Origin of the sequence: Chromobacterium haemolyticum (genome assembly GCF_002081825.1) — a bacterium.
In the GTDB taxonomy this organism is placed as follows: Bacteria; Pseudomonadota; Gammaproteobacteria; order Burkholderiales; family Chromobacteriaceae; genus Chromobacterium; species Chromobacterium fluminis.
The window spans coordinates 167312-185698 of sequence record NZ_MUKU01000003.1 but is presented as its reverse complement, the minus strand read 5'-3'; the positions used below and the strand labels follow the sequence as shown (position 1 = coordinate 185698).

The 18387-nt window shown below is 65.6% G+C and carries 18 protein-coding genes; 4 read left to right on the top strand and 14 right to left on the bottom strand.

Going from position 1 to position 18387, the window contains the following annotated elements:
* Positions 1-7: 7 nt before the first annotated feature.
* The 8 genes from B0T39_RS03150 to B0T39_RS03115 form a co-directional block, all read right to left on the bottom strand.
* Positions 8-883: an NAD kinase gene (locus B0T39_RS03150; protein ID WP_019103054.1), complete on the bottom strand. Its 876-nt coding sequence runs from the start codon at positions 881-883 to the stop codon at positions 8-10.
* 9 nt (positions 884-892) lie between these two features.
* Positions 893-1561: a response regulator transcription factor gene (locus tag B0T39_RS03145; RefSeq protein ID WP_043641750.1), complete on the bottom strand. Its 669-nt coding sequence runs from the start codon at positions 1559-1561 to the stop codon at positions 893-895.
* Positions 1562-1582: 21 nt separating this feature from the next.
* Positions 1583-3859 carry an ATP-binding protein gene (locus B0T39_RS03140; protein ID WP_081544763.1) on the bottom strand — a complete coding sequence of 759 codons (2277 nt, stop codon included), beginning with the start codon at positions 3857-3859 and terminating at the stop codon, positions 1583-1585.
* Positions 3860-3986: 127 nt separating this feature from the next.
* Positions 3987-4511, bottom strand: coding sequence for a peptide-methionine (S)-S-oxide reductase MsrA (gene msrA / locus B0T39_RS03135; protein WP_081544762.1), 525 nt, complete (start codon positions 4509-4511; stop codon positions 3987-3989).
* Complete coding sequence (locus B0T39_RS03130) at positions 4508-5461, bottom strand: histone deacetylase family protein (protein ID WP_081544761.1); 954 nt, start codon at positions 5459-5461, stop codon at positions 4508-4510. Before B0T39_RS03130 ends, msrA begins: the two co-directional genes overlap by 4 nt.
* 10 nt (positions 5462-5471) lie before the next feature.
* Positions 5472-5687 (bottom strand): DUF1653 domain-containing protein, encoded by a 216-nt coding sequence (locus tag B0T39_RS03125; RefSeq protein WP_043593565.1) that lies wholly within the window; start codon positions 5685-5687, stop codon positions 5472-5474.
* Positions 5688-5701: 14 nt separating this feature from the next.
* Positions 5702-6646, bottom strand: a complete 945-nt coding sequence (locus tag B0T39_RS03120) for a nucleoside hydrolase (protein WP_081544760.1) — start codon at positions 6644-6646, stop codon at positions 5702-5704.
* 61 nt (positions 6647-6707) lie between these two features.
* A complete protein-coding gene (locus B0T39_RS03115) occupies positions 6708-7175 on the bottom strand; it encodes a GNAT family N-acetyltransferase (RefSeq protein WP_081544759.1) in 468 nt (155 codons plus the stop codon).
* Positions 7176-7233: 58 nt separating this feature from the next.
* On the opposite strand from B0T39_RS03115, the gene B0T39_RS03110 reads away from it, so the two are divergent.
* On the top strand, positions 7234-8181 hold the full coding sequence (locus B0T39_RS03110) for a tRNA dihydrouridine synthase (protein WP_081544758.1): 948 nt from the start codon (positions 7234-7236) through the stop codon (positions 8179-8181).
* A gap of 270 nt (positions 8182-8451) precedes the next feature.
* Positions 8452-9987 carry a mechanosensitive ion channel family protein gene (locus B0T39_RS03105; RefSeq protein ID WP_081544757.1) on the top strand — a complete coding sequence of 512 codons (1536 nt, stop codon included), beginning with the start codon at positions 8452-8454 and terminating at the stop codon, positions 9985-9987.
* A 97-nt stretch (positions 9988-10084) separates the two neighbouring features.
* Here B0T39_RS03105 and mmsB read toward each other — a convergent pair whose 3' ends face one another.
* The 6 genes from mmsB to B0T39_RS03075 all read right to left on the bottom strand — a co-directional run bounded on the left by mmsB (position 10085) and on the right by B0T39_RS03075 (position 16603).
* A complete protein-coding gene (mmsB, locus tag B0T39_RS03100) occupies positions 10085-10975 on the bottom strand; it encodes a 3-hydroxyisobutyrate dehydrogenase (protein ID WP_081544756.1) in 891 nt (296 codons plus the stop codon).
* 18 nt (positions 10976-10993) lie between these two features.
* Positions 10994-12112 carry an enoyl-CoA hydratase/isomerase family protein gene (locus B0T39_RS03095; protein ID WP_081544755.1) on the bottom strand — a complete coding sequence of 373 codons (1119 nt, stop codon included), beginning with the start codon at positions 12110-12112 and terminating at the stop codon, positions 10994-10996.
* A gap of 24 nt (positions 12113-12136) precedes the next feature.
* Positions 12137-12919, bottom strand: a complete 783-nt coding sequence (locus B0T39_RS03090; protein WP_081544754.1) for an enoyl-CoA hydratase — start codon at positions 12917-12919, stop codon at positions 12137-12139.
* 108 nt (positions 12920-13027) lie between these two features.
* Complete coding sequence (locus tag B0T39_RS03085) at positions 13028-14188, bottom strand: acyl-CoA dehydrogenase family protein (protein WP_081544753.1); 1161 nt, start codon at positions 14186-14188, stop codon at positions 13028-13030.
* 13 nt (positions 14189-14201) lie between these two features.
* Positions 14202-15704: a CoA-acylating methylmalonate-semialdehyde dehydrogenase gene (locus B0T39_RS03080; RefSeq protein ID WP_081544752.1), complete on the bottom strand. Its 1503-nt coding sequence runs from the start codon at positions 15702-15704 to the stop codon at positions 14202-14204.
* Positions 15705-15754: 50 nt separating this feature from the next.
* Positions 15755-16603, bottom strand: a complete 849-nt coding sequence (locus B0T39_RS03075) for a 3-hydroxybutyryl-CoA dehydrogenase (protein WP_081544751.1) — start codon at positions 16601-16603, stop codon at positions 15755-15757.
* A 137-nt stretch (positions 16604-16740) separates the two neighbouring features.
* On the opposite strand from B0T39_RS03075, the gene B0T39_RS03070 reads away from it, so the two are divergent.
* Positions 16741-17142: a MerR family transcriptional regulator gene (locus B0T39_RS03070; RefSeq protein ID WP_081544750.1), complete on the top strand. Its 402-nt coding sequence runs from the start codon at positions 16741-16743 to the stop codon at positions 17140-17142.
* 10 nt (positions 17143-17152) lie between these two features.
* A complete protein-coding gene (locus B0T39_RS03065) occupies positions 17153-18337 on the top strand; it encodes an acetyl-CoA C-acyltransferase (RefSeq protein WP_081544749.1) in 1185 nt (394 codons plus the stop codon).
* The last annotated feature ends 50 nt before the right edge of the window (positions 18338-18387 follow it).

The following is an 18387-nucleotide window of genomic DNA, read 5'->3' as shown; positions in this document are numbered from 1 at the left end:
TCAGGTGTCAGAGCAGGCGCTCGCCCCAGTGGAGCTTGTGGCGCAGCATGTCGTAGTAGTTGTAACCCACCGGGTGCAGGATGCGCAGCGGGTTGCGGTAGCGGCGGATCAGCACGCGGTCCATTTCCATCAGGTCGCAATGGGATTGGCCGTCGAAGTGCACGCGCGCGTCCAGGCCGCGGGTGAGCATGAATTCCACTTCGCAGGAGTCGTTGACCGCGATGGGGCGGTTGCTCAGCGATTGCGGGCAGATGGGCACCAGGGCGATTGCCTGCAGCGTGGGGTGCAGGATGGGGCCGCCCGAGGCCAGCGAGTAGGCGGTGGAGCCGGTGGGGGTAGAGACGATGAGGCCGTCCGAACGCTGGCTGTAGACGAACTGGTTATCGATGAAGACTTCGAACTCTATCATCGAGCCCATGGCGCCGCGGCTGAACACCACGTCGTTGAAGGCCAGCGCGTTGGCCACTTCGGCGTCTTCGCGTATCACCGCGGCCTGCAGCAGAATGCGGTCTTCCGGCACGAAATCGCCGCGCAGGATGGCGTCCACGGAGTCCAGCATCTCGTGCAGGGGGATGTCGGTCATGAAGCCCAGCCGGCCCTGGTTGATGCCGATCAGCGGCACGCGGTAGGGGGCCAGCAGCCGGGCGATGGACAGCATGGTGCCGTCGCCGCCCAGCACGATGACGATGTCGGCCAGCTTGCCCATGTCGTTGCGGTCTATCAGCGCGTGCGGGCCGGCTTCCTGCTGGGTGGCGCTGTCTTTGTCGATCAGCACGGTGGCGCCGGAGGCGGACAGGTGGTCGGCCAGCCGGCGCAGGGATTCAACGATGGCGGGCTTGCTGTGCCGCGCCACCAGGCAGACGTGTTTGAACAGTCGTTCCATGGCGTTGTTTCAGTAAGGGGTGGGCGTATCGTTCAAAAAACTGTCGTCGTTGGGTTTCTTGCCGGTGGCTTCCAGCGCTTTCAGGTAGAAGCGCACCAGGTCCGCCAGAGAGTCTACACCGAGTTTGTTGAACAGGTTGGCCCTATGTACTTCTATGGTGCGCGGTGACAGGTCCAGCACCCGGGCGATTTCCTTGCTGGACATGCCGTCCGCCACCAGTTCCAGTACTTCGCGCTCGCGGCCGCTGATGCGGGCGAGCAGGCCCATCACTTCCTGGGTTTCTTCTTCCTTGCGGTGTTGCAGGATGCTGAGGCGTATGCCCTTGCGCAGGCTTTCGATCAGCCGCGCTTGGTCTATCGGCTTGGTCAGAAAGTCGATGGCGCCGGTTTGGAAGGCGCGGCGGCATTGTTCGATGTCGCCGTGGCCGGTGATGAAAACGATGGGCAAGGTCACGTTTTTATTGATCAGTTGCTCCTGCAGCGCCAGGCCGTTGATTTGCGGCATGCGGATGTCCAGCACCAGGCAGGCGATGTCGTTGCCGCCGTAGTGGGCGAGAAATTCCATCGCGTTGGGGAAGGTGACGGTGCGCATGCCTTGCGCGGCGATGAGCATGGCCAGCGAATCCAGTACGGCCGGATCGTCGTCGACGATGTAGACGGTTGGCGTGGTGTTTTGCATTGTGTTTTTGACTCCTGCCGGTTACCCCGTTGACGGCGGCGCGTCCCTTTGCGGCAGTTCAATGATGAATTCCGCGCCGCCGGTTGATTTGTTGCGTGCGCTCAGCTTGCCGCCAAACGCTTCTATGGCGGTCTGGCAGATGGCCAGGCCCAATCCCATGCCGCTGGCTTTGGTGCTGAAGAAGGGCGCGAAGATGCGATCCAGCAATTCCGGCGCGATGCCGGCGCCGTTGTCGCCTATGCTGAGCCGGATCCAGCGGCCGTTCAGGCTAGTGGCGATGCTGAGCCGCCCCCAGGGGGCGACGGTTTCCATGGCGTCCAGCGCGTTGCGCATCAGGTTCAGCACCACTTGTTCCAGTTGTATGTTGTCAGCGTAGACCAAGGGCAGATCATGGCAAATATTCTGCTCAATATGAATATCGTGGGTTTTTAGTTCGTATTCCAGCAGGTTGAGCGCATTGTCCACCACCTGGTTCAGATCGATGGGGGTGAATTGCTGGGTTTTTTTGATCACGAATTCGCGCAGGCGCTGGATGATTTGACCGGCGCGGCTGGCTTGGGTGACGGAGGAATCCAGCGCGCGGCGCAGCATGGCCATGTCCGGCTCTTCGTCTTCCAGCAGGCTGAGGCCGGCCTGGCAGTAGCTCATGATGGCGGACAGCGGTTGGTTGATCTCGTGGGCGATGCCGGAGGCCATCTCGCCCATGGTGTTGATGCGGGCGACGCGGGCCAGCTCCATTTCGTGCTGGCGCAGGCGGGTTTCGCTGGCTTCCAGCGCGGCCAGCATGCGGCGGCGGATCGGCGCGGTATCGCGGAAGGTCAGCACCGCGCCCATCAGCCGGCCGTCGCGGCCGGGCAGCGGGGAAACCGAGCCTTCGATCAGCAGTTTTTCGCCGTCGCTGCGCATCAGATAGCAGTTTTGCGCCAGCAGCACGGTTTCGCGGCGCTGGATGGCCTTGTGCACCGGATCCTCCTCTACCTGGCGCGCAAACTCGTAGTTGAGCCTCACCACTTGATGCAGCTTGCGTTGCGCGGCGTCCCGGGCTTTGAGGCCAAGCAGGGTTTCCGCCGCCGGGTTGAGGTAGCGGATGCTCAGGTCGATGTCGATGCTGATCACAGCGTCGCTGATGCCGCTGAGCGCCACCATCGCGTATTCGCGCTCGCGGTGGAGCTTGTCTTGCGCCTGTTCCTGCGCCTGGCGGTTTTGCGCCCGCAGCGCCAGGATGACCAGCAACAGGTAGGCCGGCACCATGGAGAAGACGGCGTTGAGCAGGAGTTCCAGCGGAGCGGTGCGGTCGAAACTGAGCTGGCGGCGCACCGTCAGTTCATAGGGCAGGTAGGGCGTGTCCAGGCTCTTGCGGATTTCCAGGGCCGGCAGCAGCCAGTGCGCCAGCCAGCCGGGCTGGTCCTGTTGCTGATGGCGGTAGATGAGCGGGTCGTAGCCGCTGGGCGCGCTGTCCTTGCGCTGTAAGGCCACGCTGTAGCGCGTCGCCATATTGGGGGTCAGGCTGACCAGCTTGTCCAGCGCCAGCACCTGCACCACCATGCCCGCGGTCTGCTCGCTGCGCACCAGCGGCACTGGCGAGGGCGCTTCGGTATTGTAGATGGCGGAGAAGAAGGCCAGGGCCTGCTTGCCGTTGTTGAGGCGCAGCACCGGGGATACCGCCTCGCCCTGACCCATCGCGCGGTGGACGGAGGGCGCCAGTACGGTGTCGGCCAGCAGGTCCAGGCCCATTTCGCGCCAATCGTCGGAGGCCAGGCCGGGCTCGGCCATGCTAAGCGGCAGGTAGCGTGGCCGTTTAGCCGCCAGCCGCCAGGCTTGTTGCTGGTCCCAGGCGTTGTCCTGCTGGTGCTGGTAGTCGCGGATGCGGTAGGGCTGGCCTTGCAGCTGGCTGCGCATGCGTTCGAATTCGCGGCGGTAAGCGTGGCTGACCAGCGGCTGGTAGCCGATGAAGTAGAGCTGAGGCTGTTCGCGCGCCAGAGACTCCACCAATAGGCGGATGCGCGCTTCACGCAGGCTGTTTTCCTGATCGACGATGTCGACCACGCTTTGTTGCAGCATCTCGCTTTCCTGCAGGCGGGTCTGCAGGCCGGAGAGAATCAGGCTGTGCACCTGTTGGTGTTCTTGATGCTGCTGATTGAGGTCCAGCGCCACCGATTGGCCCAGCAACAGGGCGAAGGTGAGCAGCCACAACACGGCGCAGGCCAGGCGTCCGCGGGGGGAGGCGGTGCGCAACAGGTCCAGGTGACGGGTGAAGGCGGTGCGGAATGCAGTGATGATGCTGTGCTTGTCTGCCATGGGGAGGTTGGGTTCGTCCGGCGCGCAGCCAATCTGGGCATCGCCGCTACTGTGCCGGATTATAGCGGCGATGCCCGGGGCGCGCGAACCAAGCCGGGAGCTGGGTTCGCCCCTGGCAGGGTGTGGCTTATTTCTTCAAGTAAACAGAAAAATGTTGCTGAAACTTGGCCAATTTTGGCGCTACAACCATCTGGCAATAGGGCTCGTGGCCATGTTGATCAAAGTATTGCTGGTGATAGTCTTCCGCCGGATAAAAAGGCGCCGCTGCCTCCAGCCGAGTGACGATGGGCGCCGGGTAGTCGCCGGCCAGGTCCGCCAGCTTTCGTTCCGCCGCCTGACGCTGTTCTTCGTCGTGGTAAAACAGCACCGACGCGTATTGCGGGCCGATGTCGTTGCCCTGGCGGTTGAGGGTGGTGGGGTCGTGCAACGCGAAGAAGGCGCGTAGCAGGGTGTCGTAATCGATCTGGGCCGGGTCGTAGCGGATCTGCACCGCTTCCACGTGGCCGCTGCGGCCGCCGCAGACTTCCTTGTAACTGGGGTTGGCGCCGGGGCCGCCGGTATAGCCGGAAATGGCGCTGTGGACGCCGGCCAAGCGGTTGTAGGCGCTTTCGATGCACCAGAAGCAGCCGCCTGCGAAGGTTGCGGTTTTCATGTTTGGCTCCATTGACGGGTGGGATGAGTATGAGTCGTGTCGGGGAGAGGGATCTGTCCCTCGGCGCCGAAAATTTGCCAAGCCAGGCGCACGGTTTCGGTCTGGATCGCCACGGTGTCCTCAATTGGCACCGCGTAGCCGCCGCCCATGACGACGGCGACAGCGGCCTTGGCCTGGCGACAGGCTTCCAGCACCATGCGGTCTCGTGCGGCCAGGCCGTCGAAGCTCAGCGCCAGCTTGCCCAGGCGGTCGCCGGCGTAGGGGTCGGCGCCGGCCAGGTAGAACACCAGGTCCGGGTCCGCGGCGAACAGGCGCGGCAGTTGCTCGGCCAGAACGGCGAGGTAGGCTTCGTCGTCGGCGCCGTCCGGCAGTTCGATGTCCAGGTCGCCGGGCTCGCGGCGGAAGGGAAAGTTGCCGGCGCCGTGCATGGAGAAGGTGAAGATGCGGTCGTCGCCGCGGGTGATGGCGGCGGTGCCGTCGCCCTGGTGCACGTCCAGGTCCAGCACCAGCGCGCGGCGGGCCAGGCCTTCGTTCAGCATCAGCCGCGCGGCCACGGCGATGTCGTTGAACACGCAAAATCCGCTGCCCATCGCGCGGCCGGCGTGGTGGGTGCCGCCGGCCAGATTGACGCCGCAGCCCCGCGCCAGCGCCCAGCGGGCGGCGGCGATGGTGGCGCCCACCGAGCGGCGGCTGCGTTCCAGCAGTTGCGGGCTCCAGGGCAGGCCGATCTCGCGCTGTTCGGCGGCGCTGAGCGCGCCGTTGAACACCTTGTCCAGATAGGCGTCGTCGTGGGCCAGCGCCAGCTCGTAGCGGCTGGCCGCCGGCGCGGCGTCCATCGCCTCGGCGGCGAAGCTGGCCACCGCCTGCGCCAGCAAGGCGTACTTCTGCGCCGGGAAACGGTGTCCGGGCGGCAGCGGCAGCGGAAATTGATCGGTGCGGAAAATGCGCATGCGCGGGCGCTTAGAACGCTTTGACCAGGGCGAAGCGCGGCAGGGTCTGGCCCTCGTGCGCGACGCTTTCCTCGAACATGCCGGCCGGGCGCGCCCACAGGCCGAACTCGCCGTAGAGCGCGCGGTACATCACCAGCAACTCGCCGGTTTCGGAGTGGGTGGCGGTGCCCAGCACTTCATAGAGCGGGCCTTTGTAATGGCGATAAATGCCGGGAGCGATTTTCATGGGGCCTCCTTGGCTTACGGCAGATGGGCGAGGGCGTCGGCCATCAGTTGGAATAGGCCATCGGCGTCCACCTCGGTCAGGTAGAGCGCGTTGGGCTCGCGGCCGGATTCTCCGTGCCAGTCCACCACGGTGGCGCCGGTAGTGTAGTGGCCGGCCAGTTCCACTACCACGTTGACTTCGCGGCCGCTGAACAGATCGGGGCGCAACAGATAAGCGATCACGCAGGGATCGTGCACCGGCGCGCCGTCCTGGCCCAGCTTCTGCACGTCGTAGCGTTCCAGAGACGTCAGCAGCGAGGCCGCCAGCGGGCCGCAACGGTTGGGCAGCTTGCGCAGCAGCGCCACGCGCGCCGGCGTGGTGGTCGCCTGGTGAGTGACGTCCAGCGGCAACATTACGATGGGCGCGCCGCTGCGCAGCACAATGTCGGCCGCGTGCGGATCGGTATGGATGTTGAACTCCGCCGCCGGGGTCATATTGCCGCCGGCGAAATAGCCGCCGCCCATTAGTACGATGCGGTCGATGCGCGCGGCAATGTCCGGCGCCCGGCGCAGCGCCAGCGCGATATTGCTCAAGGGGCCCACCGGGCACAGAGTGACGCTGCCCGGCGGTTCGCGGCGCAGGGTGTTTACGATGAAGTCCACCGCATGTTCGGCGCGTACCTGCATGGCGGGTTCGTGCAGCGGCGCGCCGTCCAGACCGCTGGCGCCGTGCATGTGTTCGGCGCCTTGAAAGGGCTGGACCAGCGGCCGGTCTGCGCCGGCGTAGACCGGCACATCGTTGCGACCGGCCCATTCGCAGACGATGCGGGCATTGCGGGTGGTCAGTTCCACGCCGACGTTGCCGGCCACCGTGGTCAGGCCCAAGAGCTCGATGTCGGCGCGCGCGCCCAGCAGGAACAGGATGGCGACCGCATCGTCAAGGCCTGGGTCGGTGTCGAAGATGACGCGGTGCTGTTTCATGTCGGCTCCATTGGGCAATGTCATCAAGGGGGCGAAGGATGCCGCAGCGCTTGGCGGCGCGTCAAGGCGCGGCCGGCTGCGGCGAGGGCGCGCTCCATTCATAGACTCTGAATTCGGTATCCAGTTTAAACCCTGATCGTTCATACAGTCGCTGCGCGCTCAGGTTGTCGTGTGCGGTTTGCAGCGTGAGGCCGCCGCCCAGCGCGGCGACATGGGCCTGGCAATGTTCCAGCAATAGTTGGCCGACGCCGCCGCCGCGACAGGCCGGCGATACGAACAAGTCGTGCAGCAGCCAGTGCGGGCGCAGGGCGAGCGAGGAGAAGCCGGGATAGAGCAGGGCGAAGCCTTGGACGCCGGCCGCGTCTTCAGCTAGAAAAACCACCGCTTCGCCCATGCGCAGCCGCTGTTCCAGGAAGGCGGCGCAGGCTTCCGCCGGCTGCGCTGTCCGATAAAAATCGAGATAGGTCAGAAATATGGGCAGCCATGAGCGGACGGACTCCGCGTCGGCCTGGCGAACAGCGATTTGCATTGAATGCCTTTCCCCGCTTTGCGGTACAATATTTGCCTTTTTTCCGGCGATGTTTGCAATGAAATTGGTTCTTGCCCCGATGGAGGGCCTGGTGGACGAGGCGATGCGCGATGTGCTGACCCGGGTGGGCGGCATTGATCTGTGCGTCACCGAGTTTGTCCGCGTCACTTCGGCGCTCTTGCCCACCCGTACTTTCATGCGGCTGGCGCCGGAGCTGGCGCGCGCCGGCAAGACCCGCGCCGGCGTCACGGTGCGGGTGCAGTTGCTGGGTTCGGACCCGGCCTGTCTGGCCGAGAACGCGGCCAAGGCCGCCAGCCTGGGCGCGCCGGGCATAGATCTGAATTTCGGCTGCCCGGCGCCCACTGTCAACCGCCATCGCGGCGGCGCCATTCTGCTCAACGATCCCGAGCAGTTGTTCCAGATCGTGCAGGCGGTGCGCGCGGCGGTGCCGGCAGAAATACCGGTCACCGCCAAAATGCGGCTGGGCTATGAAGACAAGAGCCGGGCCTTGGAATGCGCGCGAGCTCTGGAGGCCGGCGGCGCGCAGGAGCTGGCGGTGCATGGCCGCACCAAGGTGGAGGGTTACCGGCCGCCGGCGCACTGGGACTGGATCGCCCGCATTCGCGAGAGCGTGGCGGTGCCGGTGGTGGCCAACGGCGAAGTGTGGACGCTGGACGATTACCGCGCCATCCGCGAGCAAAGCGGCTGCGACACGGTGATGATAGGCCGCGGCCTGGTAGCCTGTCCGGACCTGGCTTTGCGCATCAAGCGCCAGGACGGCGCCGAACCCATGCCCTGGAACGAGATGCAGCCCTGGGTGCTGGACTTGTTCCTGCAGTGCCGCGTTCAGTCCGAGGATGGACGCTACCCGGTGGCGCGCACCAAGCAATGGCTGGGGCAGCTCAAGCGAAGCTGGCCGGAGGCCGGCGCCTTGTTCGAGCGCATTCGCAGGCTGACCACGCCGGACGAAGTGGAGCCTGTACTGCGAGACATGCTTTCTAAGTAAATGTACTCATATCTAAATGCTATGGGGATGTGTAACATTCAATTGCGCGCTGCACTGGTATAGCAGGGCGCTGTGATTCCGGCGGCTCCCCAGCTCCGGCGATTACACTTCCCCGATACCTTGCAGCCCTCCCTATACGGGAGGGATTTTTTTTATCCGCTGCGATGGGCTATCAATGAAAAGCGGCCGGCCTGTTGTTTCCTCTTCCTTCCCTGCCGCAACGGCGCCGCCATCGGCGGTTTCCCATCAAGACTTCATCGCGGAGGCGGCATGGATACGGCCCCGACGGTTAGCTGGCTGGAAAAGCTGATCCCTCAGGCGTGGCACGATAGTTTGACGCTGTTTGTGGCGTTGACCGCCGCCTGTGCCGCCTTGCTTTATCTGTTGCGGCCGGAAACCCGCAAATCGACGCTGCGCTCCTTGTTGGCCGCCGCCCTTGCCTTGGTGGCGATCAATCTGGGGCCTCAGGACGGCCAGGCGGTGGCGGAGTGGGTCAAGCAGGTGGCCGTCATCGTGCTGGGGCTGGCCTTGATCCGGTTATGGGCGATGATGTTGATGCGTTTGTTCCTTCCCTTGCTGCGCCTGCATCCGCCGCGCATCCTGGAGGACATTCTGCTGGTACTGGGCTGCGTAGGCTGGGGTCTGGTGCTCTTGCGCCTGGCCGGCCTGGATCTGAGCCATATCGTCACCACTTCGGCGGTGATTACCGGCGTGCTGGCGTTCTCCATGCAGGATACGCTGGGCAATATTCTGGCCGGCCTGTCGTTGCAACTGGACAATTCGGTGGAGGTGGGCGACTGGATCAAGTCCGGCGAGTTGTCCGGCAGGGTGGTGGAAATCAATTGGCGGGCCACGCTGGTGGAAACCCGCAACTGGGAAACCGTGGTGATTCCCAACAGCCAGTTGATGAAGGGACAGTTCGCCATCCTGGGCAAGCACCAGGGCGCGCCGCTGCAATGGCGGCGCTGGGTGTGGTTCAACATTAATTGGGATACCTTGCCCAATCAGATCATCACCGTGGTGGAGCGCTCCTTGCGCGAAGCCCAGCTGCCCGGCGTGGCCTTGTCGCCGGAACCCAACTGCATTCTGATGGGCTTTGAGAACGGCTATAGCAAGTACGCGGTTCGCTATTGGCTGACCGATCTCGCCGCCGACGATCTGACCGATTCCGTGGTGCGTACCCATATCGACGCCGCCTTGCGCCGCCACAACCTGAAAATGTCTTCGCCGCACTACAATGTGCTGACCATCAAGGACAATGAAAAGTATATGGAAGCGCGGATGAAGAAGCACCTGGAAGAGCGGGTGCAGGCGCTGCGCAAGGTGGAGCTGCTGACCAGCCTCAACGACGAGGAAATGGTGGTGTTGGCCGATCAGCTCAAGTTCACGCCCTTCGTCACCGGCGACATCATCATGCATCAGGGCGCGGTGGCGCACTGGCTCTACATCATGCTTAGCGGCGAGGTGGAGGTGTGGGTGAACCTGCCGGACGGCAGCCGCAAGCTGGTGGATGTGCTGGAGGGCGGCAACTTCTTCGGCGAAATGGGCTTGATGACGGGCGAGGCGCGCAGCGGCACCGTGATCGCGCGTTCCAATGTGGAGTGCCTGCGGCTGGACAAGGAGTCTTTCCAGTCCATTCTGAGTTCGCGAAAAGAATTGGCGGAGGCGATCTCGTCGATTCTGGCGGAACGCTTGGCGGAGCGCACCCGCAAGCTGCCGCAGGATTGGCAGGAGGGCCATGGCGCGCCGCAGCGTGCGGAATTGGTGGACAAGATCCGGCGCTTCTTTGGCCTGGGCAAGCACTGACCGTGCTGAAGCGCAAGCCATACGCGGTTTTGTGTCGACTCGCCGCGCTAAATGAGGCGCCCACGGCGGCCCCAAGCAAGGGGCCGCGCGGCCTAACTTAATCCAGCGGGTGGAAGTGCTTTAGGATGCTGGAGAAATCCAGCTTGCCGAAGCCGGCCTGAGCGTGTTCCTCGTAGAGATTGCGCGCCAGCGAGCCCAACGGATTGGCCGCGTGGCTGTGCAGCGCGGTTTCCTCGGCCAGCCCCAGGTCTTTCAGCATCAGTTCGGTCATGAAGCCGCCGCTGTAGCCGCGGCTGGCCGGCGCGTTCTCCATCACGCCGGGCCAGGGGTTGTACAGCTCGGTGGCCCAGTTGCGGCCGGAGCTTTGGCTGATGATGTCGGACAGCACCTTGGGATCCAGCCCGTTTTTCACGCCTAGCGCCAGCGCCTCCGCGGTGCCGGCCATCAGGATGCCCAGCAGCATATTGTTGCAGATCTTGGCGGTCTGGCCGGCGCCGGCGGCACCGGCGTGGAAGATGTTCTTGCCCATGGCTTGCAGCAGAGGCCGCGCCCGTTCCAGCTCGGCGGCGGCGCCGCCGACGATGAAGGTCAGCGTGCCGGCGGCGGCGCCGGCGGTGCCGCCGGACACCGGCGCGTCCAGCATTTTGAGGCCGGCGGCGTCGGCCGCGGCGGCCACTTTCCGCGCGGTGGCGGCGTCTATGGTGCTGCAGTCCACCACCAGGGCGCCGGCCGGCAGCTGCGCGAACAGGCCGGACTCTCCCAGGTACAAGCCTTCCACGTGGCGGCCGGCCGGCAGCATGGAAATCACCGCGTCGGCGCCGCGAACGGCGTCGGCGGCGCTGGAGGCCGCGCGCGCGCCGGCGGCGGCCAGCTTGGCCAGCGCGTCGGCGGACAGGTCGAACACGTTCAACTGATAACCCTGCTTCAGCAGGTTGGCGGCCATGGGGCCGCCCATATTGCCCAGGCCAATGAAGGCGATGGTTTGCATCTTCTCTCTCCTCGATTGTTATTGGAGCGCGGCCAGCGGGTGGTCGGCCTCAGTCCACGGCGAATCGAAATGGCTGTCAACCCAGCCCGGCGGAATGTCGCCCAGCTCGCGGCAATGCCATTGCGGCGCGCGGTCCTTGTCCACCAGCAGCGCGCGCACGCCTTCGCGGAAGTCTGGCTTGGCGCAGAAGTTGACCGACAGCGCCAGCTCCATGCGCAGGACCTCGGCCAAGGACAGGTGTTTGGCGCGCTGGAAGATTTCCCAGCAGACGGCGGCCGATGTCGGGCAGCCGTGAGCGAAGCTCTTGGCGGCGGCGGCCAGCCACGGGTCTTCAAAGGCGGTGTCGCGCAGCGCGGCGGCCACCGCTTCCAGGCTGCCGCGGTTCATCAATTGGTGCACCGCCAGCAGATTGCGGCCGGCGTTGGCCTCCGGCAGCGCCACGTCGCGCTCCATCTCGTTGAGCAGGGCGCTGACCAGGCCGTGGTGGCGCTCCGCCGGCTGTTCCCAGGCCAGATCGCGCAGCGCGGTCAGCAGCGGGGCCTGGCCGTCGGCCGGCAGCACATGGTCGGCCAGATTGCACAGCAGCGCGTCGCCGGCGTTCAGCGGCGCGCCGGTCAGGCCCAAGAACAGGCCGAGCTTGGCCGGCATCCGTTGCAGGAACCAGCTGCCGGCCACGTCCGGGTACAGGCCTATGGTGATTTCCGGCATGGCGATGCGGGTGGCCGGGGTGGCCACGCGGTGGCTGGCGCCGGCCATCAGGCCCAGGCCACCGCCCATGACGATGCCGCCACCCCAGACGATCAGCGGCTTGCGGTAGCGGTGGATGTGGTAGTCGAGCCGATATTCCTCGCTGAAGAAGGCGACGGCGTGCGGGTTGGGATAGACGTCGCCGTCTTCCAGCAGCGCGGAGCGCAGCGAGCGCACGTCGCCGCCGGCGCAGAAGGCCTTGTCGCCGGCGCCGCGCAACAGCACGGCTACCACGGCGTCGTCGTTCGCCCAGGCGTTCAAGCGCGCGTCCAACAGCCGTATCATCTCCAGCGTCAGCGCGTTCAGCGATTTTTCCGCGTTCAGCGTGGCGATGGCGATGCGCTGGCCGCCGCGGACCGGCAGTTCTTCAAACAGTAGCGGGTGGGACATGGCGGATTCGTCCTTGGGTGAAGGTCAGGCGTTCTTCCACTGCGGCGCGCGTTTTTCCAGGAAGGCGCGGGTGCCTTCGCCCTGATCCTGGGTGTCGAACAGCTTGATGAAGCCTTCGCGTTCGTGGATCAGATTGTGCGCCGGCGGCTGCAGCCGCGCGCGTTGCACCAGCTGCTTGCACACCGTTACCGACGACGGCGATTGGCGGTCGACTTTTGCCGCCAGCGTGAGCGCGGCGTCCAGCGCCTGGCCCTTGGCCACCACTTCTTCCACCAGGCCGATGCGCTCGGCGGTGCGCGCGTCGATGCGCTCGCCGCACAGAATCATGCGCTTGGCCCAGCCTTCGCCCACCAGCCAGGGCAGGTTCTGGGTGCCGCCGGCGCAGGGCAGCAGGCCGACGCCGGCTTCCGGCAGCGCCATTTGCGCCTGTTCTTCGGCGATGCGGATGTCGCAGGCCAGCGCGCACTCCAAGCCGCCGCCCATCGCATAGCCGTTGACGGCGGCGATGCTGACGCCGCGGAAGGCGGACAAGGCCTCGAAGGCCTCGCCGAACAGCATGGTCATCTCGGTGGCCACCTTTTTGTCGCCGTCGGCGAACAGCTTGAGGTCGGCGCCGGCGGAGAAGAACTTCTCACCCTGGCCGGTGATCACCAGCGCGTAGATGTCGCGGTCCGCGTTCAGGTCCGCCACCAGTCGTTTCAGTGAGCTCAGGCTGTCGCGGTTCCAGGTGTTGGCCGGCGGGTTGTCTATGGTGACCACGGCGGTGTGGCCGCGTTTTTCCACGTTCAGGTGGGCGTAGTTGTTCATAGCGTTTGCCTTTATGGATTCGGTTTTGATTGAGCGAGGCCGGAAAAGTCCAGCAAAGCGGCTGGGGCAAGGCGACGCAAGGCCGCATCTTGGATTTTCCGGCTTCGCTCAGCGCAGGGTTTCCAGCGCGCCGTCTTGCAGCAGTTTGCGCGCCACGATCATCCGCATGACTTCATTGGTGCCTTCCAGAATCTGGTGCACGCGCAGGTCGCGGACATGGCGTTCCAGCGGAAAGTCCTTCAGATAGCCGTAGCCGCCGAACAGTTGCAGCGCGTTGTTGGCCACATTGAAACTCAAATCCGTGGCCAGCCGCTTTGCCATGGCGCAATAAGCGCTGGCGTCCGGGCTGGCCTGGTCCAGTTTCCATGCCGCCAGGCGCACCATCTGCCGCGCGGCCACCAGCTCGGTCAGCATGTCCGCCAGCCGGAATTGCACGCTTTGCAGCTCGGCCAGCGGCTGGCCGAATTGCTGGCGCTCCTGCACATAGCGCTGGGCGGCGGCCAACGCGGCTTGAGCAGTGCCCACCGCGCAGGTGGCGATGTTGATGCGGCCGCCGTCCAGGCCCTTCATCGCGAAGGCGAAGCCCTGGCCTTCCTCGCCCAGGCGGTTGGCGGCGGGGATTTCCACATTGTCGAAAGTGATGGCGCGGGTGGGCTGGCTGTTCCAGCCCATTTTTTTCTCTTTCTTGCCGTATTGCACGCCGGCCGCGTCCGCCGGCACCACGAAGGCGGATACGCCTTTGGGACCAGGGCCGCCGGTGCGCGCCATCACCACCAGCACCTGGGTGCTGCCGGCGCCGGAGATGAACATCTTGGAGCCGTTGAGCACGTAGTGCTCGCCCTTGCGCTCGGCGCGAGTCTTCAGCGCGGCGGCGTCGGAGCCGGCGCCGGGCTCGGTCAGACAGTAGCTGCCCAGCAGCTCGCCGCTGACCATGCGCGGCACCCAGCGCTCGGCCAGCTCCTGGCTGCCGAAGCTGGCTATCATCCAGGTCACCATATTGTGGATGGTCAGATAGGCGGCGGTGGAGGTGCAACCGGCGGCCAGCTCTTCGAAGATGATGGCGGAGTCCAGCCGCGGCAGGCCCAGGCCGCCGTAGGCTTCCGGCGTGTAAAGGCCGAGAAAGCCCATTTCGCCACCGCGGCGGATCACGTCCAGCGGAAAGGTTTCCTCTTCGTCCCATTCGGCGGCGCGCGGCGCGAGCTCGCTGGCGGCGAAGTCGCGGGCGCTGTCCTGAAAGGCGATTTGTTCTTCGGTCAGTGCGAAATCCATGGCGGGCTCCCGGTCAGCGCAGCGAAATGGTGGTGTTGACCTTGCCGCCGCTGGCGGCGTCGTCGAACCAGCGGCTGGTGACGGTCTTGGTCTGGGTGTAGAACAGCACGACCTGCTTGCCGTAAGGACCGAGGTCGCCCAGCTTGGAGCCGCGCGAGCCGGTGAAGCTGAACAGCGGCACCGGCACCGGGATGGGCACATTGACGCCCACCTGACCGACGTCGATCTCCTCCTGGAATTTGCGCGCTGCCGCGCCGCTCTGGGTGAACACCGCGGTGCCGTTGCCGTTGGGGTTGGCGTTGACGATGGCGATGGCGTCGTCCAGCGAGTCCGCCGCCATCAGGCACAGCACCGGGCCGAAGATTTCCTGGTGGTAGATGCTCATTTCCGGTTTGACGCCGGAGAAGATGGTTGGGCCGACGAAGTTGCCGCGCTCGTAGCCGGCCACCTGGATGTCGCGGCCGTCCAGCTCCAGGCGCGCGCCTTCTTCCACGCCGCGGCCGATCAGGCCGGCCACGCGTTCGCGGGCGGCGCAGGAGATCAGCGGGCCCAGGTCCGGGTTGTCCTTGCCGGCGCCCACGCTCAGGCCGCGCGCCTTGGCCACCAGCTCCGGAATCCACTGCTGGGCCTCGCCCACCAGCACCGCCACCGACAGCGCCATGCAGCGCTGGCCGGCGGCGCCGAAAGCGGCCCCGGCCAGCTGGTTCAGCGCCTGTTCCTTATTGGCGTCCGGCAACACGATGGCGTGGTTCTTGGCGCCCATCATGCACTGGGTGCGCTTGCCGTTGAGGCTGGCGCGCTGGTGCACATGGGTGCCCACCTTGGTGGAGCCGACGAAGGACACCGCCTTGATGTCGCGGTGGTCGCACAGGGCGTTGACCACCTGTTCGCCGCCGTGCACCACATTGAGCACGCCGGGCGGGATGCCGGCTTCCAGCGCCAGTTCCACCAGGCGCATGGTTACCATCGGGTCTTGTTCCGAGGGCTTGAGCACAAAGGTGTTGCCGGTGGCGATGGCCATCGGGAACATCCACAGCGGGATCATCGCCGGGAAGTTGAACGGGGTGATGCCGGCGCAGACGCCCAGCGGCTGCAGCACGGTATAGGTGTCGACGCCGCCGGCGACGTTCTCCGCGTATTCGCCCAGTTGCAGATTGCCGATGGCGGACGCGTGCTCCACCACTTCCAGGCCGCGGAAGATGTCGCCCTCGGCGTCGGCCAGGGTCTTGCCTTGCTCGGCGGTCAGCAGCGCCGCCAGCTCCTTCATGTGCTCGCGGATCAGCTGCTGGTATTTCAGGAAGATGCGCGCGCGCGCGCCGATGGCGGTTTTCTTCCAGCCGGCGAAGGCGGTCTTGGCGGCGCTGACGGCGGCGTCGACTTCGTCCTGGGTGGCCATAGGCACCCGCGCCAGCACTTCCTGGGTGGCCGGGTTGACGATGTCACGCCATTCGGCGCTGCGGGATTCGACGAATTCGCCGCCGATCAGCAATTTGATGGTGGGGACTGCCTGGGTCATGGTGCTGCCTCCGTCTGATCTTGATAAAGCCCGTTGCCGGCGGCGCCGGCTCAGGCGTAGCTGTAAAAGCCCTTGCCGCTCTTGCGGCCCAGGTGGCCGGCCTGCACCAGTTGGGCCAGCAGCGGGCAGGCGCGGTATTTGCTGTCGCGGAATTCGGTGTAGAGGATGTCCATGATGGACAAGCAGGTGTCCAGGCCGATCAGGTCCGCCAAGGCCAGCGGGCCGATGGGGTGGTTCATGCCCAGCTTCATCACGGTGTCGATGTCCTCGGCGCTGGCCAGGTTTTCGTACAGCGTGAAGGCGGCCTCGTTGATCATCGGCATCAGCACCCGGTTGGAAACGAAGCCGGCGGCGTCCTTGACCGTGACCGGGGTCTTGCCCAGCGCCTGGCTCAATTCGTAGACCAGCCGGTAGGCGGCTTCGCCGGTTTGCAGCGCGCGGATGATTTCCACCAGCTGCATCACCGGCACCGGGTTCATGAAATGCATGCCCACCACGCGCTCCGGCTGGCTGACCCAGCTGGCGATGCGGGTTAGCGAAATCGACGAGGTGTTGGACGCCAGCACCGCGTCCGGACGCACCACGGCGGCCAGTTCGCGGAAGATGCTTTCCTTGACGGCGGCGTTCTCGGTGGCGGCTTCCACCACTAGGTCGCGGTCGGCCAGGTCGGCAAGGCGGGTCGTGGTCTGGATGCGGGCGAGAATGGCGGGGACATCGGCTTCGGCCAGTTGGCCTTTCTTCACCAGCCGCGCCAGGCTGGAGGCGACGGCGGCCAGGCCCTTGTCCAGCGCGGCCTGGCTGACGTCGGCCAGGCGCACGTCGTAACCATGGGCGGCGAAGACCTGGGCGATGCCGTTGCCCATGGTGCCGGCGCCCACCACTGCGATTTTGGCTTGCATGTTGTTTCCTCGACTATTTGCTCTATGCTGTATTCAAGATAGCTTGACGTTTACGTTAACGTCAATCAACAATGACAAGCGCAACGGGGAATGTTGCGCGAATGGTCCGGCGGCGCCGGGGAGGGCGGGAGAGGAAGATGGCGGAGCAGACTTACAGCATTACCGAGTTGGCGCAGGAGTTCGACGTGACCACGCGCACCATCCGCTTTTACGAAGATCAGCAGTTGCTGGAACCGTTGCGGGCAGGGCAGCGCCGCATCTACAGCCGGCGCGACCGGGTGAGGCTGATGCTGATTCTGCGCGGCAAGCGCATCGGCTTGTCCCTGCAGGAAATCCGCGAGCTCTTCGCGCTCTACGACGCGGCCAGCGACGACGCGCCCCAACTACACGAATTTATCCGCATCCTGCAGCGCAAGGAGCAGCAGTTGCAGGAGCAGATGGAAGACATCAAGGTGGTATTGAGCGAAATTTCCCAATTGCGGCATCAGTGCGAGAAAACGCTGGACAAGCGCGGCGCGGATGCCCCGCAATCGACTTGAGGAGTGAGCAATGCAACAGCAAGACATCGTGATCGTGGGCATGGCGCGCACCGCCATGGGCGGCTTCCAGGGCGCTTTGGCGGCCAAGACGGCGGCGGAGCTGGGCGCGGCGGCGATCCAGGCCGCGGTGGAGCGCGCCGGCGTGCCGGCGGCCGACATCGACGAAGCCATCGTCGGCTGCGTGCTGCCGGCCGGCCAGGGCCAGGCGCCGGCGCGTCAGGCGGCGCTGGGCGCGGGCCTGCCGCTGGCGGTGAACTGCACCACGGTCAACAAGATGTGCGGTTCCGGCATGAAGGCGGCGATGCTGGCCCATGATCTCTTGCGCGCCGGCAGCGCGCGGGTGATGGTGGCCGGCGGCATGGAGAGCATGAGCAACGCGCCCTATCTGATGACCAAGGCGCGGGCCGGTCTGCGCCTGGGCCATGGCGAGATCAAGGACCATATGTTCCTGGACGGCCTGGAGGACGCTTACGACAAGGGCAAGCTGATGGGAGTGTTCGCCGAATGGTGCGCGGAGAAGTACGGCTTCAGCCGCGAGGCCCAGGACGCCTTCGCCATCGCCTCGCTGAACCGCGCCCAGGCAGCCATCCGCGACGGCCTGTTCCGCGAGGAGATCGCGCCGGTGACGGTGAGCGGCCGCGGTGGCGAGCAGGTGGTGGATACCGACGAGCAGCCCTTGAAGGCCAACGTCGACAAGATCCCGACGCTGAAGCCGGCGTTCAAGAAGGACGGCACGGTGACGCCGGCCAACGCCAGCTCCATTTCCGACGGCGCCGCCGCGCTGGTGTTGATGACGGCGGAGGAGGCGGCGCGCCGCAGCCTGCGCCCGCTGGCCCGCATCGTCGGCCACGCCACCCACGCCCAGGAACCAGGCTGGTTCACCACCGCGCCGGTGGAGGCTATCCGCAAGTTGCTAGCCCAGGCGGGCTGGAGCGCCGGCGATGTGGATCTCTACGAGATCAACGAAGCCTTCGCCGTGGTGACCATGGCGGCGATGCAGGACTTGGGCCTGCCGCACGACAAGGTCAACGTCCACGGCGGCGCCTGCGCGCTGGGCCATCCCATCGGCGCCTCCGGCGCGCGCATCATCATCACCCTGCTGTCGGCGTTGCGCCAGCGCGGCGGCAAGCGCGGCGTGGCCAGCTTGTGCATAGGTGGCGGCGAGGCCACCGCGATGGCGCTGGAACTGCTCTGAAACGTAGGCGAGCCGGCATTCGGCTTTGATGAAACGGTCCTGTCGGCTGC